We start from the raw sequence: 22982 nt of genomic DNA on the forward strand, positions 1-22982 counted from the left end.
CTTCATCCTTCACCGTGGCGACCCAGTCGCCCGACGCAAGCCTCAGGACTGGTGGAAGACCTTCGAGAAGAAGTTCTCCATGCGGGACTTCTCGGGCTCCAGGGTGTTGGCGGGCGAGGCCACGCTCGTGCCCAACCCGGCGGCCGGACGCAGACCCGACGCGATGCCCGGCTTGATGTGGTGACGCAGGTCCACCGCCACGTCCGTCTTCAGGTGCGTGCCCACGCCCGCCGCGGCATTCACATCCGCCGACTGCTTGAAGAAGCCATTCTCCAAGCCAATCTTGCCACCCGCCTGCGCCGCCGCGCCCGCCACCACGCCGCCCGTGACGGAGCCGTGCAGCCGACCCAGGTGCCCGCCCGCCGTGCCGTACGCCCCCGCCGTGGCCGCCGCGCCCACCTGACCGGAGAGCATCGCCGTCGCCGTCCGCGGGTCCAGGCTCGCCACGCCCTCCGCATACGCCGTCGCCGACGCCTTCGCCTCGCCCTTCACGTAGCCACCCACGTGCTGGTTGAAGTCGTGGCTCGCGCTCGCCGTCACGCCCACACCCGTCTCCGCCTTGCCCGTCAGCGCCGCCGTGTACGCGTGGTTGTGCCGGTCGTACGACAGCCCCGCCTGGCCCTGCGCCTTGAAGCTGTTCGCCTCACCCGTGATCTGACCGCTCGTCACGCCGAACCGGCCCGCGTGCGTCTTCTGCAGCTCGAACGCCGCGTTGGGCCCGTTCACCTCGGCCTGCGTCGAGTAGTGGTGCACGCCCGGAGCGTCATACCGCGTGGTCGAGGCCTGCACCGAGCCCGTGCCACCACTGAGCGAACCCCCACCGAAGGTGTCCTTCTGGAACGTCTTGCCAGGCCGGTCCACGAGCATGTTCGGCTGGGCGCCCGCCGGAGCCGTGAGCTTGTTGTCGCCGCCGCTCACCATGATGTCCGAGGCCTGGCCCGTGGTCTTCTCGAAGGGGCTGTACGACGGCTGGCCCTCCACCATGCCCGGGTGCTTCAGCGGCCTGGGCTCCACCGCGGGCTGCGCACCCGGCGTCGGCTTCGTCGCCACGGGCTTCGTCACCTGCGAGGACGGCGCCGAGGCCGGCAGCGTGTTCGCCCGCCCCAAGGGCTTCGGCTGGGACACCTTCGGGGTGGACGAGGACGGCAGCGTGTTGGAGCGGGTCAGCTTCTTACCGATGCGGGGGGACATGGGAGGCTCCTTCGAAGTGCGGCGGATGGGTCGTTCCTGCGATGCCCCTCCCCACTGCACCCCACATGCCATGCCCGTGTCGCCCCAAGTGGACGCACTGCCCTCCTGATTTCAATCAGTTGGCGAGCACCCTCTCCCGGGTCTCCCCGCGTCGCCTGATGACGGCAGTCATCAGCCCCCTGACAGCCGTCATCGTCCCCCGTCGACGTGAGCCCTCGGGCTACTCGGCGCAGTCCCTGTCGTAGTTCCACCTCCCGCTTCTCGATGACCTTGTCCTCCTCGACCAGCTTCTGCCCGTCCCACTTCACGACGGTGCGCGTGGTGTCGCTCGGCAGGAAGTTGCACGCGGCCCCCGCCACATAGGTGCAACGCCGGGTCACCACGAAGGCCGTCTTGCGGGAGGGCTCCAGCGTCGTGTCGCAGCCCTCCATCCCCATGCCCGTCGGGGAGTGCTCGTGCTCCATGCTCACCTTGCCCAGGTACTTGCCCGCCGCGTCGCGCGCCACCACGTCCAGCCACAGCACCACGCGGCCATCGCCCAACGACACCGGCGGCTGCAGCCGGGAGACGACGCGCGTCAGCGTCACGCCGCTCAGCCCCACCTTCACCATCGCCGGCTCCTGGAGCACGCGCTCGCCCCCCGCCTCCTTCCACTTCGGACACGCGGACACCGCCTGCGTCACCGGCAGCTCGTAGATGAATGGGTGATACGCCTTCAACAAGCGGCGCTGCACCGCGGACTCGCCACTCCGACAGAACCCCAGCAACACGACCTCGAACCCCGGGTTGAGCCCCGGCACCGAGCCGCTCAGCTCGGTGCTCCGGGCAACATCGCGCTGGGCCACGGCGTGGCGCGCAACCGCAGCTTCGAGGAGCGCTACGTCGCGGGCTGGACCTCGGGCTCACTGGACGGCAACCCGTCCACTCCAGGGTCGAGCGCGTTCCTGATGCGCTATCGATACACCGGCGTCCACGGCTGGACGCGACAGATTGGCGTCGCGAATGCCCAGACTGAGGGCTACGGCGTGGCGGTGGATGCCCATGACAATGCCTTCCTGGTGGGCCTGACGCAGCCCTCCGGGCGTAACACGAAGCGCGTGTGTCAGGCCCCCCCGGCTCCCCCTGAAGAAACGTCGCCCGCGGCGAACACCACCGCGGGCGACTCCTGAAGACAGCTCACCTGAAGAAGACTCAGCGCGTCCTGGAATAGTCCTCGAGGAGTCGGCGCACCCGGGCGGCCTCGGGGTGGGCGGGATAGCGCTTCACGAACGTCCGATAACGCTCGCGGGCGCCCTCCATCCGGTTGAGCCGTGCCTGCATGGCGCCGGAGAGGAGCAGACAGCCCGCCTGCTCCGGCACGTTGGAGAGACAGTCCTCGGCGAGCAGGAAGGCATCATGGGTCTTCCCCGCGCGCGACAGCCGCTGGGCCTCGGAGTACAACCGGGCCGCCTCGTCGTCGGGAGTCGAGGACACGGGGCTCGGGCTCCTGGGCCGTCGCGCATCCGCCGAGCTCACCCGCACCTCGACCTCACCTTCGTTGTCCGAGACATCGTCGTCGAGCAGACCGCAGCGCAGCCCCTGGATGCCTCGGACCTTCACCTCGCGCGTCCCCGACAGGAAGAAGCGCACGGGCTGCATCCGGACGGTGTCGCCATACCGATCCAACTTCGGCGGGGCGCTGCTCGGAGACCACTCGACGCAGGCGGCGTGGTTCGCGGGCCCCATCGCGCGGCCTCGCGGGAAGACGCCCTCCCCCACCGGCGCCAGGGACACGGTGTACGTCTGCCGGACATCCAGCCCCCGGAGCAGGAAGCCCGGGTCGGTGGACACGCGCATGGGCTCCGGATGGAAGACGAAGCGCCGCTCGGAGCGCTCGCGAGGCTCGCGCAGGGACACGTTCTGCTGGCGGAGGTCTTCCTTGATGGGCTCTCCGAGCGTGAACAGGGAGATGGACCGGATGCCCTGGAGCGCCACGGGACGTCGAGGAACGACGCCCTGGCGCAGGGCGACGGGGACCGCGTCGCCGGCGAGCAGATAGAAGATGGGCTGCGCGGCATACAGCCCCGGCTCCAGGACGGCGCGCGGGGCCTCCCTGCTCGAGAAGCCCGGCTCCCAGAGGGAGTACGTGGCGGACACGTCCAGGTGGAAGAAGGCCACCATGTCCGCCGGCACGCGGAAGACATGCCGACGGGAGTCCAGGCGGATGGAGGTCGCGTCGGGATGGTCCGCGACGGACTCGGCCTCCACCACGGTGGCGGACTGGACCTCGGAGGTCGAGCCCGAGGCCTCCGGCACAGCTCCGCTCCCGGCGAGGACCTCGGGGCCCTCTTCTCCCAAGGGCGCCAGGGGCCCCGGTGGCGGGGGCGGCGCGGGTGGAGGCCCGTCATCGAGCACCCAGGGCAGGAGGGCCAGCGCGAGCATCGCCACCAGTCCTCCGGCGGCGAGGAGCCCCCAGCGCCAGGATCGGCTCGGCGGCTCCTGGGGAGCGGACGGAGGCGGCTCGGGGTTGGCCTGGCCTCTCCCGGGCAGCGGCGTCGTGGGCACGACGTCCTGGAGAACGCGGGTCGACTTCGTGGGCGCGCGCGTCGGAGCGTGCTCGGTGCCTCGCCACGCGCTCAGCTCCTCGACGAACGAGGCCGGCACCGCGAGGTCCCTTCCCTGCTGCAGCAGGTCCTCCCGGAACAGCTCGCGGACCAGGTACGCCAGGTTGGACATCCCGAAGCGGGGCGCGAAGGAATGGAGGAATCCGGCCAGCGCGTCACCGAAGGCGTTCGCCGACTCGTAGCGAAACCGGGTGTCCACGGACAGCGCCCGCATGACAATCTCATTCAGCGCGTTCGGCAGCTCCTTGCGCACCTCTCGCGGCGAGGGGAACTCGCCGTGCGCCAGCTTCGACATGACCAGGGCCTCCGAGCCGGAGACCGGAGCCTGACCGCAGAGCATCTCGTACAGCACCAGGCCCGTGGCCCAGACATCCGTGCGCGCATCCACCTCCTGGCCCCGGGCCTGCTCGGGTGAGAAGTAGAGGTACTTCCCCCGGACGATGCCCGGCTCGGTGTGGAAGCTGCGCAGCATGCGCGCCTTGGCGATGCCGAAGTCGACGATCTTGACCTGTCCCTCGTAGCTGATGAGGACGTTGTCGGGGGAGATGTCGCGGTGGACGATGTGCAGGGGCACGCCCTGGTCGTCCGTGCGCGAGTGCGCGTAGTGCAGCCCGCGGCACATCTCCATCGCGATGTACGTGGCCAGCGGGATGGGCATCGACGCGAGGCCCGTCTTCGCCGCGCGCCTCAACACGCGATGCAGCGGCTGGCCATCCACCAGCTCCATGGCCAGGAAGTACTGGCCATCCATCCGACCGAAGTCGAAGACCTGCGCGATGTTCCCGTGGGACAGCGTGGCGGAGATGCGCGCCTCGCTGATGAACATCGCGATGAAGGCCTCGTCGTTCGCGTGCTCCGGGAGCACCTTCTTGATGAGGACGGGCTTGGTGACTCCGGCGGCGCCCACCAGCCGCGCGCGCCACGTCTCCGCCATGCCTCCCCTGCCGAGCTGGGCGAGGAGCTCATAACGTCCGAGGCTCTGCTGCGGCTCCTGGGTCATCGGGCAACCCGTCCTGGACGCTCGAGGCGCATCGAAGTGGCACTTCGCGGGCCACACGATGTCTGTTTGCGGGGCGTCTGGGTAGGGGGATGGCGGCAATCCCAGGTGTGGCACCCACGCCCACCCGCACGACAGACACCCCCAACGGCACACATCGCGCCCGGCGCGGCGCAATGGCAGTCAATGGAGGGCGTCCGACCGCATCACACCGGCGCCCGCCCAGGATGGCGGGCACCGGCGGAACCACGCGTCGCTCGAGCCCTCACGGGAGCGCCCGAGCGGCGCGGCGAATCACTCCGAGTAGGAGTAGTTGTAGACGAGCTGCCAGTTGCGGTTGTAGCGGCGGGTCACGGTGAACCAGCCGCTGTGGCAGCTGCCCGTGTTGCTGGCGGAGTAGCCGTAGACGAAGCCGTTGTTCACGCGCGCCACGAGCTCAGGGGAGCCAGGGTTCTCGCAGGGCTGGGTGACGCGGACGGACTGGTACGCGGCCTCGGCATTGACCTGCTCCTGGCCCTCGAAGTCATAGATGGAGTGGACCCGGACGGCGGTGAAGCCACCCAGCTGGGCGCCCTGCGTCGCGGTGGGCTGCGCGAGGAACGCGTTGAGGCTGGCCAGGGCCGCGGCCTCGTTGGTGATGGAGCCGACGACGCGGTGCACGGCGCCGTTCGAGTCGGACAGCGCGGCGCGGATGGAGGCGATGCCGGCGGAGCCCTGGTAGACGGACGTGTCGCCCCACGTGAAGCTCAGGGCGGAGCCGGCCGTGTACCCGCTCAGCGCGCAGCTGCCGTTGGCGGCGGCGGGCGCCACCAGGATGACCTTGCGCAGGCGGTGCTCGGGGTTCAGGAGGGCAACACACTCGTTGCCCGCGACGCCGTCATAGTTGCCGGCGGGCAGCACGGCCTCGACGATGTTGTAGACGCGGAAGTTGGGGTCCGTGGCCTCCTGCTCCTGGGTGGCCTGGACGGGCTCGGGCGTCGGCTCCGCCTCGGGACCGAGGCAACCAACGATGAAGGACGACGCAAGGACGAGGGAAGACAGCCGAAGGGAAGTGCGCATGGGCGCGCTTCCTATCATGCGGGGGTCGATTGATCCCGCATATTCATGATTTGTTGCAAGGACGATACATGCGGAAAGGGCTGCTCTCACTGGACCTCCGCTCTCTACGGGCTACGCAGATCCAGGACTTTTTTTCATGTGCCTGTGAAAACAAAACGGCCCCGCTAGCAAAGGCAGGGCCTTCTTGCTCAAAATCACATCACTCTCGCGCTGAGCGTGAAGGCAATCCGCTCAGGGCAGCCTGAAGACTCGCAGGAGTCGTCCCCGCCGCGATCATACCGGAACGCGGCGATGTAGCGATTGAGCGGCGGCACGTGGGCGAAGATCATGCCCTCGAAGTATTCGGTATAGCAGCGCGCCCGCACGAGGTCGCTCTGCAGTGGAATGTCGTTCCACGTAGACGTCGCTGTCCGGATGCGCCTTGGCGTACGCCTCCGCGGGGGGATAGCCGCTGTACGTGTTCCCCCAGGGGACCTTCGTCCAGTTCGCGGAGTGGTCCGGCAGCTGCTCGATGCTCCAGCGCATCCGCGCCATGTCGAAGCGGTAGAGGCCGTTGTTGGAGCTGTCGGCGTGGCCACCGCCGAAGGCCCACCACCGCGCCCTCGGCGCATCCAGCGCGATGCCGGAGTACGCGTTGATGACACCGGCGATGCCCTGCGAGCCCAGGTCGCTGAAGCCTGGGAGCGCGCCCTTGACCTCCGCGTCGAGCGTGGTGAGCGGCGTCCCCGCGACTTCAATCCAGCGGCCCTTGGGCACCAGCGCCCAGGAGGCCTCGTTCACCAGCCCCGTCGAGTCACGCCCCGGCGTCCACACGTCCCCCGAGATGGAGCCCGTCTCCGGCCCGCTTCCCCAGGTGAACGGAGGCAGCGGGCGTGGTCCACCATCCGGCGTGGACGCGCCACCGTCGGAGCCGGACGAACCCGCGTCGGGGTTGCCTCCCGCGTCGGAGCCCGTGCCGCCGTCAGCGCGCGTGCCCGCGTCGGGCTTGGGGCTCCCCTCGACCGGGTCATCCGAGGAGCAGGCTGAGAGCACACTCGCGACACCGAGCGCGAGGAAGAGAATCCAAGGTGACGAACGTCGGCCCGGCCGGACGGCTCGCATGCTCCACTCCTCGACAAGATGACTGTGCGCACACGCGTCGTGTGTTCGCGTCCCCAAGGCAAGTGACATGCCATGGGGCGCTCGCACGGAGTCACCGGGGAGCAGGTGTCGCCGTCACTGTTGTATCCGCGTGGATTCAGGGGGGACCACCCCCCATCGTGTGGCCCACCTGCCCCACACCGCGCGGCGAGCGACTGTCGCTCGCGCGGCCCGGCTCGTGCTCAGCGCTTCGTTCGAGCCTTGCCCGTGCCGCGAGGCTTGCTCGCGGACGCGGCCTGCTTGCCCCTCTTCGCGGCGGCCTTCGTCGGAGTCCGCGCCGACTTGGACTTCGCGGGCACGGCCTTGGACTTCGCCGGCTTCGACTTGGGCGTCGTGACCTTGGCCTTCGCGGGCTTCGACTTGGGCGCGATGACCTTGACCTTCGCGGGCTTCGACTTGGGCGTCGTGGCCTTGGCCACCTTCGCCTTGGGCGCCTTCTTCGCGGCCACGGGCTTCTTCGCGGACTTCTTCGTGGCCGCGGGACTGGTGGCTGTCTTCCGCGTGCTCGGGGCGGAGGACTCGCGCTTCGGCTTCGCACGCGGGGAGCGCCTCTTCGCGGGAGCCTCTCCCACGACCTCCGCGTCCATCACGTCCGCCGGACGGACCCGCGAAGCAGGCGGCGTCACCGGGCGGGAGACCGCTTCTGGAGCGGTCGTCACCACGGGCTCCGCGGTCAACACCACCTCTGGCGTCGCACGAGCCGACGGCTCCACGTGCGTCGTCACGTCGCGCGACTCACGGGCCACCGGCGGCTTCGCGGGAGGCTCGGCGGGAACGGAGGGCTGCCAGTTCTCGGGCAAGAACGCGGCATCCGTCTCCTCGCGAGGCTTCGGCGGCTCGAACTTCGGCGTCGGCCGGTGGTGGAAGCGCGCGTCCTTCGAGGCGGGCTTCCCGCCGTGACCGTGCTTCTTCGGCGCGTGCGGACGCCCGCCCTTGGCACCACTGGTACCGCCACCCCGCTGCCCCTGCGCGGCCAGGGCGCGGAGCCGGTCGAATCCGGGATGCGGCGAGCCGCCCGTCGCCTCGGGAGCGGAGGGGGCCTCCCACGTCTTCACGGCGAAGGACTCCTGCTCCACGGACTGCTCACCTCGCGCCTCGGCGCCCTGCTGCTCGGGGCGCACGAAGACCCGACGCTTCTCACCATGGCCCTCCCGCTCGGGACGACCTTCGCGGGGCTTGTTCGCCGACTCGTCGCGCCAGGGCTGCTTGAACTTCTCCTCGCCCCGCGCGGGCTCCTCGCGGCGCCCTTCCCTCACGAACCGACCGCGGGGACTCGCGGGCTCCTCGCGCGCGGCCCAGCCTCGGGCGGAGCCCTGCTTCTTCTCCTCGCGCTCCCAGCGTCCCGGCCGGTCGGCCCGGTGCTTGCCATGCGCGACCTGCTCGCGGCGCTCGGGCCGACGGTGCGAGAACGCTCCTCCTTCACGACGCGCCAGCGGCGCCTCGCCGTCGAACTGGAGCGCCTCGAAGTCGATCTTCCGCGCCGTCGGGTTCGCCGACAGCAGCCGCACGCGCAGCTTCTGGCCCACGCGGACGCGGCGCCCGTTCGGGTACACCAGCGCGTGCGTCTGCTTGTCCAGCTTCGAGCCCGGCCCCAGCGTCTCCGCCTTCACCAGGCCTTCGACGTGCACCTCGTCCAGCTCGACGAAGAAGCCGAAGTCGGTGATGGCCGCGATGGTGGCCGCGAACTCCTCGCCGACGCGGTCCTTCATCATCAGGGCCGCGTAGAACGACACCACCTCGCGCTCCACCTGCATGGCCGCGCGCTCCCGGTCCGAGCACTGCATCGCCATGTCCTCGAGCTTCTCCTCCTCGCGCTCGAGCATGGCCTGCGACGGCTTGCGGCCTGCCCTCGCCCAGTGGGCCTTGAGCAGCCGGTGCACCAACAGGTCCGGGTAGCGACGGATGGGCGAGGTGAAGTGCAGGTAGTGCTCGGCCGCGAGCCCGTAGTGCCCCACCTTCGAGGACGTGTACACGGCCTGCATCATCGAGCGCAGCAGCAGCTGGTTCAGCGCCCGCTGCTCCGGGTGACCCGCCAGCTGGCTGATGAACGCGTCCAGCTCCTTCGACGACACCCCGTCCTCGAAGCGCAGCTTGAAGCCATACGCCTGCGCCAGCGCCGCGAAGGCCGCCAGCTTCTCCTCGTCCGGCTCGCCGTGGAACCGGTACACCGTGGGCAGGCCCTCGTCCTGGAAGAAGCGCGCCACGGCCTCGTTCGCGGCGAGCATGCACTCCTCGATGAGCCGGTGGCTGTCCTTGCGCTCGCGCTTGTCCATGCGCTCGGGCAGGCCGTCCTTGCCCACCACCACCTTGTGCTCGGGCAGGTCGAAGTCGATGGCGCCGCGCTCCTTGCGCATCTTCATCAGCGCCCGCGCCAGCGACATCATCCGCTCGAAGTGCGGCTTGAAGGCGTTGCGGTGCGGCACGTCCTTGCCATCGAGGACGTCCTGCACCTCGTTGTACGTGCACCGCGCCTGGCTGCGCATCACCGCCGGGTACAGCGCGGACGAGCGCCGCTGGCCCTGGGTGTCGAACGTCAGGTCCGCCACCATGCACAGCCGGTCCTCGTCCGGACGCAGCGAGCAGATGCCGTTGCTCAGCCGCTCCGGGAGCATCGGCAGCACCCGGTCCGGCAGGTACACGGACGTCGCGCGCCGGAGCGCCTCCGCGTCCAGCGCGCTGCGCTCGCGCACGTAGTGCGTCACGTCCGCGATGGCCACCACCAGCCGCCACCCCCCCGGCTGCTCCTCCACGTACACCGCGTCGTCGAAGTCGCGCGCGTCCTCGCCGTCGATGGTGACCAGCGCCATCGCGCGCAGGTCGCGGCGCTGCTCGCCGCGCGCCTCGTCCTCGGACACCGTGACGGCGTAGCGGTCCGCCTCGTCCATGACCTCCGGCGGGAACTCGTCCGAGAAGCCCTGCGAGTAGGCGATGCCGATCACCTCGGAGCTCGGCGTGCCGGGCTTGCCGAGCGAGCCGGCCACCTCGCCGATCAGCCCGCGCCCCGGGTCCAACAGGTTCGCGCCCACGCCCAGGCGCACCTTCACCAGGTCGCCCTCCTGGGCCATCTGGGTGAAGGGCACGCGGATGGGCCCCGGCAGGCTCGTGTCCGTCGGCAGCACCAGCGCGTGGCGCCCGTGCGCGGTGTAGACGCCCACCGCCAGCTCGCGGCGTCGGTCCACCACCTGCACCAGTCGCCCCTCGTAACGTCCGGGCCGCCCCGCCACCTCCACCACCACCCGGTCGTTGTCGAGCGCGCGCTGCGCCTCGCCCGGCGGCAGGAAGATGTTCTCGCCCTCGCCCGACACCGGGTGCACGAAGCCGAAGCCGTTCTGATGCACGTGGAGGATGCCCTCCACCGTGTCGAGCACCTCGCCGAAGCGGCGCTCCCGCCGGCCTCGCTGACCGGAGCGCTCACGCCAGTCGTCGCGCCGGCCACCGCCATGGCGTCCGGCGTCGCGGGCGCCGCGTGACGGAGCACCACGGTCCTGGAAACGGCCGCCCCCCTGGCCGCGCACTCCAGGCCCCTGGAACCGGGCGCGGGAGTCGTTCGAGTGGGCCTTGCCGAAGCGAGGCGCCTCCGGACGCGCCTGCTCATGGAGCGCGGGAGGAGGCCGCATGGACTCGTCACGACGGGGGCCGGGGCGCAGGAAGCGCTTGCCCTCCTTGACGATGGCGCCTTGACGGACCAGCTCGCGCAGGGCGCGCTTGAGCTCGGTCTGCTGGCCAGGATGCAGGCCCGCGAGTCGCAGGAGCTCCTTGATGCCCAGCGGGTGGTCTGCGTCGGAGAGAATCTGCTGGAGAAGGTCGGGAGGAATGCTCACGGTGGGGTCGCGGCTCGGCCGCTACGGGAACGGGTAAGCCCGAAGCGGCCGGGCGGGAACCCCCCGGCGACCGACTGCTTCCCGGAGTCCTCCTCCGGGAAGCGACGTTCAGGGCTTGACCGTGACGTTGATCTTGAAGGAGCGGTCCACCAGGCCCGGCGCGAGCGCCTTGGCCAGGAAGAACTCCACCTCGGATGTCCCCGGGTTGCGGGGGGTGAAGAAGAACTCTCGGGTGGCCGGGCCCCCATTGAGGCCCGGCTCGAAGTTGGCCTCGCGCAGACCCACGCGCTTGGCGGCGGTGGGCTCGATGGCCCAGGTGAAGCCCGGCTGCTCGGGCAGGCGCACGGTGAGGCCGTGGTTGAGCTTCACGTCCACGCTCGTGGGCACCTCGCCCTCGATGTGGACCAGCTCCATCTCGTCGCGAGAGACCGCGCGCGCCTCGGACGGACGGGGCTCCACGTTCTCCGCGCCGATGCGGCCGCCCCAACCGGACGTCTTGTCCACCACGCCCATGACCTGCAGCGTGTGGCCCACGAACTTGCGCAGCCCCTTCACCGCGGCCTTGCCCTCGATGAGGAACGAGACCTGCTGACGGGTGCCGCCGTTGGACACGACGAGCACGAACTCCTCGCCCGTCATCTCGAGGTTGCCGCGCACCGCCGCGAAGCCCTTGATGCCCGCGCCCATGCCGGCCGCCGTCACCATGGAGACCTCGCCAGGCGACAGGTAGCGCAGCCGGGGCTCGGTGTCCGCCGGGGGCGCCTCCACCACCTCGGCCTCCGGCTTCTTGGCGGAGTACTTGCGCACGTCCACCACGCCGCCGTGATTGGTCGTCTTGCGGATCAACCCGCTGACGGAGACCTTGTGGTTCACGTACGCCGGCAGGACCTCCTGGTCCGGCCCCTGGAGCAGGAAGGTGAGCTCTCGCTTGTCGCGTCCCACCACCACCAGGTTGGGCATCTCGTTGAGGACGACCAGGCGGCCCTTGAGGCTGCCCTCGCCCGTCACGCCGCGGCCCTCGCCGGCGGTGAGCAGCTGCTCCATCTCGCGCTTGGTGAGCGGCTCGCCCGGGGGCGGCAGCTTGGTGGCCCGCGGACGGGGCTTCTCCACCGCGGGGATGACGGGCGCGGAGGCCTTGGAGGCCGCCTTGCCACCGGCGGCCTTGCCAGCGGGCGCCTTCGCCGCGGGGGCGGCCGGAGCCTTGGTCGTGGCGGACTTGGCGGCGGGCGCGGGCTTGGCGGCGGACTTCTTCGTCGCGGCGACCTTCTCGGGCTTGTTGACCTTCTCCGCCTTCTCGGCGGCCTTGCCCTTCTCGGGGGCGACCTCCGCGGCCACCTTCTTCGCCGCGGACTTCGCGCCCTTGGCCACCGTCTCCGCGACGGCCTTGACCGCCTTCGTCGTCGAGGTGGCGACGCGCTTGGACGCGTTCTTGATCAGATCCAGCCGGGCGGATTTATCCTTCTTCGCGGCGGGCTTCGCGCCAGTCTTTCCAGCGGGAGTCGCCTTCTTGGCCCCGGACTTGGGCTTGGCCATCGACGCTGTCTCCTTGAGAGTTCCCGTGTACTTTCAACGGGTTGCCAAGCCACCCCCAGGAGGACTGGCAGGCTTCGCGATGATTGGAGCTTGTAACGATGATCAGCAGGGCTGTCAAACTAACACTTGATTTTCTCTCGGACTTTGGGTGCGAACAGCCCTGGAGAACACGCGCATGAACGACGCCGCGACCCTGCTGCCGGAGGACGAGGCCCGGGCCCGGGTGCTGGCCCTGGTCCCCCCCTTGGCCACGGAGTGGGTGTCCCTGGACGAGGGCCTGGGCCGGACGCTGGCGGAGGACGTGATGGCCCAGCGCACCCTGCCCCCCTGGGACAACTCGGCCATGGACGGCTACGCGGTGCGCGCCTCCGACCTCATGGGGCCGTTGCCGGTGAGACTGCCCGTGTTGGAGACGGTCTACGCGGGCGCCACGCCCCGGCACGAGGTCCGCCCGGGCACCTGCGTGCGGATCATGACCGGCGCGCCCCTGCCGGACGGCGCGGACGCGGTGGTGATGCGCGAGCGCGCCCGCCCCGTCCCCAACGGCGGCGCGGATCAGGTGGACATCCTGGAGGCGGTGGAGTCCGGCCAGTTCGTGCGGCCCCGGGGCGAGGACGCCCACGAGGGGGGCCTGCTGCTGGCCCGGGGCACGCCCCTGGGCATCCCCGAGCTGGGGCTGCTGTGGGGCCAGGGTCAGCTGTCCATCCCCGTCCCCCGCGCGCCCCGGGTGGCCATCCTCTCCACCGGGGACGAGCTGTGCCGGGCCGACGAGCCCCCCAAGGGCCGCATCGTCGACACCAACGCCCCGTCCCTGGCGCTGGCGGTGCGCCGCGCGGGCGGGCGGCCGTCCCTGCTGGGCATCGCGCAGGACACGCGGGACTCGGTGAGCGAGTCCCTGTCGCGCGCCCACGGCTTCGACGTGGTGCTCACCAGCGCGGGCGTGTCCGTGGGCGAGCGGGACTACGTCAAGGAGGTCCTGGCGGCCCTGGGCGTGGAGCAGCACCTGTGGCGCGTGGCCATCAAGCCCGGCAAGCCGCTGGTGGTGGGCAAGCGCGGCAGCACGCTGTTCTTCGGCCTGCCCGGCAACCCCACCTCGTCCCTGGTGACGTTCGAGCTGTTCGTCCGGCCCGCGCTGCGCCGCCTGCTGGGGCACTCGGACGTGGCCCCCATCCGGGTGTCCGGGCGGTTGGACGGCCGCCTGTCCAAGAGCCCGGGGCTGGCGCATTTCGTCCGGGTGACGGCCACCTGGCGGGAAGGAAGCTTGTGGGCACGGCCGTTGTCCACCCAGACGTCCGGAGCGCTGCGCTCCGCGGCCTCCGCGACGCACCTGCTGCACTTCCCCCGGGAGGCCAGCAGCTTGGCTCATGGGGACGGTGTGGAGTTGCTACCGGTCTCCTGGGGGGCTTGAGAAACCGAAGGCGTCCTTCACGCATCCTTTCCGCGATTCCGGGTGGACTCCGTTGGTGAGTCCGCCTTGACTTGCGTTCCGTGGGGCACCAAACAGGGAGCCTCGCAGCCGGAGAACAGAACACCATGTCGGATACTCGCTCACCCCAGGTCCTTCCGACCCGAAAGCCCACCCAGCATCTGGAGCGCTTCTCGGAGGCGGACGTCCCCACTGGGCGTGGACCGCTGAGGACCATCGTCTTCCGGGACAAGCGCAACGGCCGCGAGCACGTGGCGCTCGTGGCGGGGAGTGTGTCGGGCGTGGAGGGGGTGCCGGTGCGCATCCACTCCGAGTGCCTGACGAGCGAGGTCTTCGGGAGCCTCAAGTGCGACTGCCGCGAGCAGCTGGACCGGGCGCTGGACTTCATCACCCAGCAGGGCCTGGGCGTGGTGCTCTATCTGCGACAGGAGGGCCGGGGCATCGGCCTGGGGAACAAGATCAAGGCGTACGCGCTGCAGGCCAAGGGCCTGGACACGTACGAGGCGAACCGGCAGCTGGGCTTCGCGGACGACCTGCGCAGCTACGACATCGCCGCGGAGATGCTGCGCTCGCTGGACGTACGCTCGGTGGACCTCATCACCAACAACCCGCTGAAGATCGCCGGGATGGTGGAGGAAGGGATTCCGGTCCTGCGTCGAATCCCTTCCCGGACCGAGCACAATCCGCATAACGTCGACTACCTGAGGACGAAGCGCGAGCGTACGGGGCACCTGATTGAGCTCTTCGCCGAGGACGACGACACGGAAGCCAAGGCCGGCTGAGAAGACGCCCGCGCGGCGGCGCAACACCGCCGTGCGCAATCAGGCGCGCGTGCCGTTCGAGGTGCGCTTCTGGGGTGTGCGCGGTTCCATCCCCGCCCCGGGTCCGCAGACGAAGCGCTACGGGGGCAACACGCCGTGCGTGGAGGTGCGGTGTGGGGACGAGCTGCTCATCTTCGACCTGGGCTCGGGCGCGCGCGCGCTGGGTGACGCGCTGCTGGCGTCGGGCACGTCGCCGGTGCGCGGCAACATCTTCATCTCGCACTACCACTACGACCACCTACAGGGGCTGCCCTTCTTCGCGCCCATCTTCATCCCGACGAGCGAGCTGACGGTGAACGGTCCCGCGCGCAACGGGCGCAGCACGCGCGAGCTGCTCAGCGGGCAGATGGTGCAGCCCTACTTCCCGGTGACGGCCGAGGGCGCGTTCCGCGCGAAGCTGACGTACCGGGACCTGACGCCCGGGGACACGCTGCGGGTGGGCCCCGCGAAGGTGCGGTGGCTGGAGCTGAACCACCCGGGTGGCAACCTGGGCTACCGCGTGGAGTGTGGCGGCAGGTCCGTGGTGTACGCGACGGACGTTGAGCACGGCAGCGAGCTGGACGCGGCGATGTTCGAGTTCGCGCGCGGCGCGGACCTGTTCATCTACGACTCCATGTACACGGAGGACGAGTACCACGGCCGCTGTGGGCCGGCGCGCACGGGCTGGGGCCACTCGACGTGGCAGGCCGCCGTGGCCGCCGCGGACGCGGCCGAGGTCAAGACGCTGGTGCTCTTCCATCACGACCCGTCGCGCGACGACGTGGCGATGGACAAGCTGCTGCGTCAGGTGCGCAAGCACCGCCCGGAGGCCATCGCCGCCAAGGAGGCGATGGTCCTCACGCTGTAGCTCAGGCGCCGCGCTGGCGGGCCAACGCGCGCTTCACCGTCTCGCGCAGCCCCACGAAGGGCAGGCGCTCCAGGGCGGTGGGCACGTCCACCCACTCGAAGGTGTCGTGCTCCGGGCCCAGGCGGACCTCCGCGTCCGGAGGGGCCTGGACGGCGAAGCCGTTCTCCCGCGCGAGCACGGGGGGCAGCGTCTCGCCGATGGCGAAGGCGTGCTGGTAGTGGAGGTCCTCGGCAGTGAGGCGCAGTCCGGTCTCCTCCTCGAGCTCGCGGGCGGCGGCCTGGGCGGGTGATTCACCGGGCTCCACGCGGCCCGTGAGGATCTGCCAGAAGCCTCCGCGCTCGGGGCGGCGGCGCACGAGCAGGACGCGGGCCTCGGGGCCGTGTCCGCGCACCACGGCGACGCAGACGGTGGACATGGGCGGCGGCGCATCGACGCGCTCGCTGTCGAACACGGCGCAGAAGCTGCGCGCCAGGGCCTCTTCGACGTCGGGCACGGGGATGGCGTTGCCGCGCTCGCGCTGCATGGACGTGACGCCGGCCTCGCGGATGCCGCACGGGACGATGAAGCGGAAGTGCTCCATCTTCGTGTTCACGTTGAGCGCGAAGCCGTGCGTGGTGAGCCAGCGGGAGATGTGGACGCCGATGGCGGCGATCTTCCGCGCGTCCGGGGCGCCCTCCTCGCCAATCCACACGCCCGGCCACTTGGGGATGGGGCCCGCGGTGATGCCCCACTCGGATAGCACCTGCATGATGGAGCGCTCCACGTCGCGCACGTAGCGACGGACGTCACGGCGCGACTCGGGGAGCAGGAAGATGGGGTAGCCGACGATCTGCCCGGGGCCGTGGTAGGTGACGTCACCGCCGCGGTTGGTCTCGAAGACCTGCACGCCCTCGGCGGAGAGGCTCGCGTCGGACGCGGTGATGTTCTCGCGCTTCGCGCCTCGGCCGAGGGTCAGCACGGGCGGGTGTTCCAGCAGGAGCAGTGCGTCCGAGCAGAGCCCCTCGCGACGCGCGTCGCCGAACAGGCGCATGAGCTCGAGGCCGTCCTCGTATTCCACCCGACCGAGCCGGTAGACGGTGATGGTGTTCACGACGTTCCCTTCTTGCGCCGCCCCTTGCGGGCAGGGGCTGGCTTCGTGACTTTGTCGAGGTCCCAGGTGCCTGGGGGGATGCGCTGGAGGAGCGCCTGGAGCTCATGGCCCGCGCGCGGGGAACGCGCGGCTTCCGCCACGAGCACGGAGAGGGCCTTGTCTGACACCGTCGTCGTGTGCTCGCGCGCGGCGAGATGGGCCCGGGCCATGTCCCTGTATTCGGCGGACGTGGGCGGACGCAGGGACACAAGGCGCTGGACGTGCTCCAGGATGCTCACTGTGACGGTGCCGCGCACGGCACGCGAGAGTGCGTCCGTGGTGGGGATGTTGAGGCGGAGGCCATTTCCACGCAGCGCGAGCTTGCTCGACGTGGGTGTCCTGCCCCGCGCGCTGAGCACCACCGTGGGCCTCGAGGCCCGCCCCAGGAAGGCGCTGAGTGCGCGCTGATGTTCGGTGCTCAGTTGGTCCACGTCCTCGATGAACAGCGATGTCGAGGAGGGCGTCCCTGTCAGCGCGTCGACCGTGGTGAGCGCGCCCTGCCCTTCTCGCTGGAGCATCTGGAGCAAGGTGCTCTTCCCACAGCCCTCCGCACCGATGAGCAGCACGCAGCGGACGCCCGTACGGAGTGCATCGATGAGCGCGCTCCGCGCCTCCGGCTGCCCGATGAAGTCCGGCGCGCTCGGAGTCGGCGTCTCGACGTGAGGACGGGCCGGGAGCGACACCGGGCTCACCGAGTCACCGAACAGGGCTGATGAGGCCGTGAGACAGGCCTTGCAGATGAACGCGCCCGCCGGTCCCGCGACGAGCTCGCCAATCTCAGCGCGAGGTCGGCAACAGAACGAGCACCACGCGTCCAGCGTCACGTCCGCGCGGGTGGGGCCGCGCTCGATGATGCGCGGCTTGCGTCGACGCTGGGGCGGCGTGTCCTCCACGTCGTGAGGCTCGCGCGCGACTGCATCCTCACCGCCTTCGAATTCGTCAGACGGCCCGCGCAGCGGCGCTCCGGACGAACGCGACTCCGTCACCCCCAAGAGGTGGAGCTGGCTCGCCTCGGCGCTCACGAACTCGCTCTGGTCCCCCAGAAGCCAGGTCTCATCCTCGACCTCGGATGCGCCTCTCGCCCCCACCGCGCCCGACGTGTCATCGGCTCCGGCCGGGCCATCCCACTCATCGAGCAGCCCTGGACTCCAGGACGCCTCGTCAGAGCCAGCGCCCCCCGTGAATCGCGCTCCACCGAAGCTTCGTGCACGGCTTCGCGCACCTGCGCTCCGGGCCATGAATCGGAAGTCTGGCGACGCTCCGGCGGTCACGCTCGACGCCTCGCCAGAACGCTCGCTGTCGTCAGCGTCCAGCTCCCAGTCCCACGGCGACGATCCAGCCCCATCCCTTTCAGCCCCTGCTCGCGACGCCCCGGCTGCCACGCTCGACGCATCGCCACGTGGCGAGCCGCGGCTCACGCTGTCGGCCCCAGCCATGCTCCGGACTTGTGGAGCGGATCCGGCTTGGGCGGAAGCTAACCTGCCCCCGGCGTCGTCTACTCGTGAGTCTGGCGACGCTCGGGCTGTCACGTGTGAGGTCTCGCCATGCCTCACGCCAGCGCTCACGGTGTTGTGCACGTCGATGCGCCGCGCTCGCGATGAAAGTCCAGCCCGCTCCGGAGAGCCCACTCCACTTTCGTCCTTCGAAGAGAGCGCGCCATCTCGCGGCCTCTCGGCTTCGAACGAATCGCGCCCACGCGACAGCTCGGCCTCCAGGCGCTGCAGGTCTTCACTCACCTCCGTGTCCAACACCCACGCGGTGACTTCGGCATGTGCTCCCCCAAGCCGAGGCTCTTCCTCTTCGCGCAGCGCGGCTTCGATGAGGCGCTGTCTCAGCGCCAGCTCCGACGACGAGCCCCCCTCCTCGCCTCCCATCATCTCAGTCGCAGGTTGGGCAGTCTCGTCAGCGTCCAGCGCCGACATCCGCTCGAGCCGCGCCACCTCGTCGGCGATATCCGCGCGTCGCTCATCCAGTCGGCGTGCATGGCGCAGCAACTGGAGCGCCCGAGGTGCGTTCCCCGCGCGCTGGAAGAGCGTCGCGGCCTGGAACAACAGCTCCACCGCACGAGGCGCGTCACCGCTCAGCTCGGCGGACTGCGCGGCGCGGATCAGCTCGCGAGGGTTCTCGGCCATACCGACAGAGCCTAACCGTCTTGGAGGACCACCGCCCGACCTCCGTCGAGCGGGCGGTCCGTCCCCTGGCAACCCCACGGGACGCCCTACCGTGGACACGAGGCCCGGGAGCCTCCGCTCACCGGGCCCGCCTCCAGGAACCTCAGGTCATCGCCAGGAACAGCATGTCCGGCTTCTCGAGGTACTTGATGACTTCGTACACGAAGTCCGCGGCCACCGAGCCGTCGATGACGCGGTGGTCGCACGACAGCGACAGGTTCATCATGTCGCGGACCACGACCTGGTCCTTCACCACGGCCGGGCGCTTCTTGAGCTTGTGCACGCCCATGATGCCCACCTCGGGGTGGTTGATGATGGGCGTGGCGAACAGGCCGCCCGTCTGCCCCAGCGAGGTGATGGTGAAGGTGCCGCCCGTCAGCTCCTCCATCTTCAGCTTGCGCTCACGCGCCGCCACGCCCAGCCGCGACGTCTCGCGCGCCAGCTCGGCCAGCGTCAGCCGGTCCGCGTCCTTCACCACCGCCACCGTCAGGCCGTCCGGCGTCGCCACCGCCATGCCGATGTTGTACTCGCCGCGCACCACCAGCTCCTGCGCCGCCTCGTCGAAGTTGGCGTTCAGGTGCGGGAAGCGCTTCAGCGCGGCGATGGTCGCCTTGATGATGAACGGCAGGTAGTTGATCTTCGTGTTGTCGCCCACCGCCGCCAGCTGCGCGTTGAGCCGCGCACGCAGCGCCACCAGCTCCGTCGCGTCCACTTCCTCCACGAAGGCGAAGTGCGGCATCGTGAACTTCGAGCGCACCATCTTCTCGGCGATCTTCTTGCGCAGGCCTCGCAGCGGCACGCGCTCGTCCGAGCGACCCGTCGACACGGAGGGCGCCGCGGGACGCGCCTGGGCCGGCGCCACCACGTTCTTCTGCTCGCCGCCGCCCTCCAGCGCCGCCACCACGTCCGCCTTCGTCACCCGCCCCTGCGGACCACTGCCGGAGATGGTCGTCAGGTCCAGCCCGTGCTCACGCGCCATCCGGCGCGTCACCGGCGTGGCCAGCACCTTCGTCGCCTGCGCGGGCGCCGCGGCAGCCGCCTGCGCGGGGGCCGCCGCCGTCGAGGCCGCCGGAGCGGGAGCCCCGTGGCCCGCGGCCTGGACCGGCGCGGCGCCTTCGATCTCCATCGTCACCAGCGGGTGGTGCACCTTCGCGATGTCCCCTTCCTTGCCGTGCGTCTGGATGACGCGGCCGGCCTTCGGGCTGGGGACGGTGACGGTGGCCTTGTCCGTCATCACCTCGGCGAGCACCTGGTCTTCCTTGACGACGTCGCCGGCCTTGACGTGCCACTTGACCAGCTCGCCCTCCATCACGCCTTCACCGAGGTCGGGGAGCTTGAATTCGAAGGTTGCCATGGGGTGTCTTTCCGAGAGGAACGGGGGTTGCGTCAAGGCTCGAATCGGGCCCGCTCAGCCGAGTCGCTCCAGGCGCTCGCGCTCCATCAGGCCCTTCATGAAGAACTCGGCGGCGCGATAGCTGGAGCGAACCAGCGGACCCGAGGCCACGTAGAGGAAACCGTAGGACTCGGCCAGCTTCTTGTACGACTCGAACTGCGCCGGAGTGACGAAGCGCTCCACGCGCAGGTGGTACTGCGAGGGCTGCAGGTACTGTCCCAGCGTGAGCACGTCCACGCCCACGCCGCGCAAATCCTTGAAGGTCTGCTCCAGCTCGGCGTCCGTCTCGCCCAGGCCCACCATGACCGACGTCTTGGTGTAGAGGCCCTCGGGACGGTGCTTCAAGTACTCGAGCACGCGCAGCGACTGGGCGTACTTCGCGCGCCGGTCTCTCACCGTCGGCGTCAGCCGCTCCACGGTCTCCACGTTGTGCGCGACGACGTGCGGCCGGGCCTCGGCCACCGTGGCCAGGTCCTTCTCCACGCCCTTGAAGTCGGGGATGAGCACCTCGACGATGGTGCGCGGGCTCTCGCGGCGCAGCTCGCGAATCGCGGAGGCGAAGTGGCTGGCGCCACCGTCGGGCCGGTCATCCCGGTTCACCGACGTGACGACGATGTACTCCAGGTCCATCTCCTTGACGGCCTGGGCCAGGTGGATGGGCTCCATCGGATCCAACGGCGGCGGAGCGCCCACCTTCACGTGGCAGAAGCGGCACGCGCGCGTGCAGACCTCGCCCATCAGCATCACCGTGGCCGTGCCACCGCCCCAGCACTCGGCGATGTTCGGGCAGCGGGCCTCTTCGCACACGGTGGCCAGCTTCGTGCGCTTCACGATGGCCTTGACCCGCTCGTACCCCTCGCCGTGAGGCAGGCGGACCTTCAGCCAGTCCGGCTTGCGGGTCGTCTCTGTCACCTGGGGGAGAGGGAACCGGTCGGGAGTCGCCATGGGTCGCGGGCCTTCTATGGTTTGGGCGGAAGACGTTCAAGCGGGAAGCCTCTAACGCGAGGCGTCAGCACCCGCAGGGCCTTCGCGCACGTCGTCTCCCTACTAATGCCCGCGCCCCGGCCGGGCAGCCCCTGTCGGCGAGCCCGAGCCCCCAGCCCGGCCCTCCAGCGGCACGTCCGCCCCGCCGCTGGCCCTCCTGGCGAGTCGTCCCCACCTGCCTGGAACGCACGAGGCCGCCCTCGAAGCTCGCGCTCCGGGACGGCCCCAGCGGGCACCCGTGAGGGGCGCCCTTCCTCCACCCTCGCCGACTAGAAGTGGCGCGGGTGACCCAGCGTGGCCTCGGCGCCCTCGTGGACGATCTCCGAGAGCGTCGGGTGGGCGTGGATGGTGCCCGCCAGCTCCTCGGTGGTGATCTCCAGCTTCAGCGCGACGCAGGCCTCGGCCAGCAGCTCCGTGGCGTGGGGACCGATGATGTGGATGCCCAGCACCTCGTCGTACTTCTTGTCGGAGACGATCTTGATGAGGCCCGTGGACTCGTTGGTGATGGCGGACTTCGTCACCGCGCCGAACGGGGCGTTGCCGATCTTGACGTCGTAGCCGCGCTCCTTGGCCTTCTTCTCCGTCAGGCCCACCGAGGCGACCTCGGGGTAGCAGTACGTGGCGGACGGGGTGAGGTCGTAGTTGATGGGCTGCGGGTTCTTGCCCGCGATGTGCTCCACCGCGACCACGCACTCGGCGCTGGCCATGTGGGCCAGCATCGGGGTGGGGATGACGTCGCCCACCGCGTAGACGTTGGGCTCGCTGGTGCGCAGCATCGAGTCGACCTTGATGTAGCCGCGGTCGGTCTTGATGGACGTCTTGTCCAGGCCCACGTCGTCCGTCACCGGCGAGCGGCCCACGGCCGACAGGAGGATCTCCGCCTCCAGCGTCTTGGTCTCGTTGCCGACCTTCATCGTGACGCGCACGCCGTCCGCCGTGTGCTCCACCTTCTCCACCGCGGAGCCCGTGTGCACGTCGATGCCGCGGCGGCGGAAGATCTTCTCCAGCTCCTTGGAGATGTCCGCGTCCTCGATGGGCAAGAGCGCCGGCAGGTACTCCACGATGGCCGTCTTGCTGCCCACGTGGTTGAAGATGGACGCGAACTCACAGCCGACCGCGCCCGCGCCCAGGACGATGATGCTCTTGGGGATGCGCTCGAGCTGCAGGATGGAGTCGCTGTTGAGCACGCGCTTGTGGTCCACCGGCACGTTCGGCAGGGACTTGGGGACCGAGCCCGTCGCGATGATGACGTTCTTGGCGTCCAGCACCTGCTTGGTGCCGTCGGCGGCGGTGACCTCCACCTTGCCCTTGCCCGCGATGCGGCCGTGGCCCTTGATGACCGTCACCTTGTTCTTCTTCATCAAGAAGTCGATGCCGTTGGCACCCTTGGTGACGACCTTGTCCTTGTGCTTCATCGCGTTCGGCCAGTTGACCGTCGGGCTCGACAGGTCGATGCCGAAGTCCCCGGCCTCCTTGACGTGGTGGAACAGCTCCGCCGTCCACAGCAGGGACTTGGTGGGGATGCACCCGCGGTGGAGGCACGTGCCACCCAGACGCTTGTCCTTCTCGATGATGGCCGTCTTCAGCCCGAGTTGCCCCGCGCGGATGGCGCCCACGTAGCCGCCAGGGCCCGAACCGATGATCACCACGTCGAACGTCTCAGCCACGCACGCCTCCGTCATTATTTGCGGATGGAACCCGGTGGGGCTGATAACCCCCGCTCCCGGTTGGAATCAAGGAGATTGCTCGTGCGCCGTTTCCCGCTCAGAACCCTCCTCCTGATGCTCGTGGCGCTCATCGCCTTCGGCCGTCTGTGGTGCGTGACGCACCAGGATGTGACGAGCGCTGCCCCGCCCGAGCGTCCCCC

At 70.0% G+C, this 22982-nt stretch carries 16 protein-coding genes; 4 read left to right on the forward strand and 12 right to left on the reverse strand.

The window, feature by feature from the left end:
• Positions 1 to 42: 42 nt before the first annotated feature.
• Together FL311_RS15665 and FL311_RS15670 are read right to left on the reverse strand one after the other, a co-directional pair.
• Positions 43 to 1191, reverse strand: coding sequence for a hypothetical protein (locus FL311_RS15665; RefSeq protein ID WP_141325949.1), 1149 nt, complete (start codon positions 1189 to 1191; stop codon positions 43 to 45).
• Positions 1164 to 2036 (reverse strand): hypothetical protein, encoded by an 873-nt coding sequence (locus tag FL311_RS15670; protein WP_141325950.1) that lies wholly within the window; start codon positions 2034 to 2036, stop codon positions 1164 to 1166. The genes FL311_RS15665 and FL311_RS15670 overlap by 28 nt, the downstream gene beginning before the upstream one ends.
• Positions 2037 to 2039: 3 nt before the next feature.
• On the opposite strand from FL311_RS15670, the gene FL311_RS15675 reads away from it, so the two are divergent.
• Entirely contained in the window at positions 2040 to 2360 is a 321-nt protein-coding gene (locus FL311_RS15675; protein ID WP_141325951.1) for an SBBP repeat-containing protein, read from the forward strand.
• A 22-nt stretch (positions 2361 to 2382) separates the two neighbouring features.
• Here the strand turns inward: FL311_RS15675 and FL311_RS46285 are convergent, their stop codons facing one another.
• The 5 genes from FL311_RS46285 to FL311_RS15700 form a co-directional block, all read right to left on the reverse strand.
• Positions 2383 to 4794, reverse strand: a complete 2412-nt coding sequence (locus tag FL311_RS46285; RefSeq protein ID WP_141325952.1) for a serine/threonine-protein kinase — start codon at positions 4792 to 4794, stop codon at positions 2383 to 2385.
• Positions 4795 to 5085: 291 nt separating this feature from the next.
• Positions 5086 to 5850, reverse strand: coding sequence for a hypothetical protein (locus FL311_RS15685; RefSeq protein WP_223747640.1), 765 nt, complete (start codon positions 5848 to 5850; stop codon positions 5086 to 5088).
• 273 nt (positions 5851 to 6123) lie between these two features.
• Positions 6124 to 6951, reverse strand: coding sequence for a hypothetical protein (locus FL311_RS15690; protein ID WP_194869215.1), 828 nt, complete (start codon positions 6949 to 6951; stop codon positions 6124 to 6126).
• A gap of 221 nt (positions 6952 to 7172) precedes the next feature.
• Positions 7173 to 10811: a ribonuclease R gene (gene rnr, locus FL311_RS15695; RefSeq protein ID WP_141325954.1), complete on the reverse strand. Its 3639-nt coding sequence runs from the start codon at positions 10809 to 10811 to the stop codon at positions 7173 to 7175.
• Between the two features lie 108 nt (positions 10812 to 10919).
• On the reverse strand, positions 10920 to 12344 hold the full coding sequence (locus FL311_RS15700) for a protease inhibitor I42 family protein (protein ID WP_141325955.1): 1425 nt from the start codon (positions 12342 to 12344) through the stop codon (positions 10920 to 10922).
• A 175-nt stretch (positions 12345 to 12519) separates the two neighbouring features.
• Here FL311_RS15700 and glp point away from each other — a divergent pair, with 175 nt between their 5' ends.
• The 3 genes from glp (at position 12520) to FL311_RS15715 (ending at position 15438) form a co-directional block, all read left to right on the forward strand.
• Positions 12520 to 13752: a gephyrin-like molybdotransferase Glp gene (gene glp / locus FL311_RS15705; protein WP_141325956.1), complete on the forward strand. Its 1233-nt coding sequence runs from the start codon at positions 12520 to 12522 to the stop codon at positions 13750 to 13752.
• Between the two features lie 125 nt (positions 13753 to 13877).
• Entirely contained in the window at positions 13878 to 14552 is a 675-nt protein-coding gene (gene ribA, locus FL311_RS15710) for a GTP cyclohydrolase II (RefSeq protein ID WP_141325957.1), read from the forward strand.
• A gap of 49 nt (positions 14553 to 14601) precedes the next feature.
• Positions 14602 to 15438 carry an MBL fold metallo-hydrolase gene (locus tag FL311_RS15715; RefSeq protein ID WP_141325963.1) on the forward strand — a complete coding sequence of 279 codons (837 nt, stop codon included), beginning with the start codon at positions 14602 to 14604 and terminating at the stop codon, positions 15436 to 15438.
• A gap of 1 nt (position 15439) precedes the next feature.
• Here FL311_RS15715 and lipB read toward each other — a convergent pair whose 3' ends face one another.
• The 5 genes from lipB to lpdA all read right to left on the reverse strand — a co-directional run bounded on the left by lipB (position 15440) and on the right by lpdA (position 22782).
• A complete protein-coding gene (lipB, locus tag FL311_RS15720; RefSeq protein WP_141325958.1) occupies positions 15440 to 16528 on the reverse strand; it encodes a lipoyl(octanoyl) transferase LipB in 1089 nt (362 codons plus the stop codon).
• Positions 16525 to 17589 (reverse strand): ClpX C4-type zinc finger protein, encoded by a 1065-nt coding sequence (locus FL311_RS44075; RefSeq protein WP_194869216.1) that lies wholly within the window; start codon positions 17587 to 17589, stop codon positions 16525 to 16527. Before FL311_RS44075 ends, lipB begins: the two co-directional genes overlap by 4 nt.
• Positions 17590 to 18841: 1252 nt before the next feature.
• Complete coding sequence (locus FL311_RS15730; protein WP_141325960.1) at positions 18842 to 20092, reverse strand: dihydrolipoamide acetyltransferase family protein; 1251 nt, start codon at positions 20090 to 20092, stop codon at positions 18842 to 18844.
• A gap of 54 nt (positions 20093 to 20146) precedes the next feature.
• A complete protein-coding gene (gene lipA, locus FL311_RS15735; protein ID WP_141325961.1) occupies positions 20147 to 21076 on the reverse strand; it encodes a lipoyl synthase in 930 nt (309 codons plus the stop codon).
• Positions 21077 to 21384: 308 nt separating this feature from the next.
• Positions 21385 to 22782 (reverse strand): dihydrolipoyl dehydrogenase, encoded by a 1398-nt coding sequence (gene lpdA / locus FL311_RS15740; protein WP_141325962.1) that lies wholly within the window; start codon positions 22780 to 22782, stop codon positions 21385 to 21387.
• Positions 22783 to 22982 lie beyond the last annotated feature (200 nt).

The organism is Myxococcus sp. AB025B (assembly GCF_006518215.1).
Lineage (GTDB): Bacteria > Myxococcota > Myxococcia > Myxococcales > Myxococcaceae > Myxococcus > Myxococcus fulvus.

Coding starts and splice junctions, on each gene's coding strand:
- FL311_RS15730 (WP_141325960.1), bottom strand. CDS start 20,092: ATGGCAACCTTCGAATTCAAGCTCCCCGACCTCGGTGAAGGCGTGATG.
- FL311_RS46285 (WP_141325952.1), bottom strand. CDS start 4,794: ATGACCCAGGAGCCGCAGCAGAGCCTCGGACGTTATGAGCTCCTCGCC.
- FL311_RS15700 (WP_141325955.1), bottom strand. CDS start 12,344: ATGGCCAAGCCCAAGTCCGGGGCCAAGAAGGCGACTCCCGCTGGAAAG.
- lipA (WP_141325961.1), bottom strand. CDS start 21,076: ATGGCGACTCCCGACCGGTTCCCTCTCCCCCAGGTGACAGAGACGACC.
- FL311_RS15685 (WP_223747640.1), bottom strand. CDS start 5,850: ATGCGCACTTCCCTTCGGCTGTCTTCCCTCGTCCTTGCGTCGTCCTTC.
- FL311_RS15690 (WP_194869215.1), bottom strand. CDS start 6,951: ATGCGAGCCGTCCGGCCGGGCCGACGTTCGTCACCTTGGATTCTCTTC.
- ribA (WP_141325957.1), top strand. CDS start 13,878: ATGTCGGATACTCGCTCACCCCAGGTCCTTCCGACCCGAAAGCCCACC.
- glp (WP_141325956.1), top strand. CDS start 12,520: ATGAACGACGCCGCGACCCTGCTGCCGGAGGACGAGGCCCGGGCCCGG.
- FL311_RS15665 (WP_141325949.1), bottom strand. CDS start 1,191: ATGTCCCCCCGCATCGGTAAGAAGCTGACCCGCTCCAACACGCTGCCG.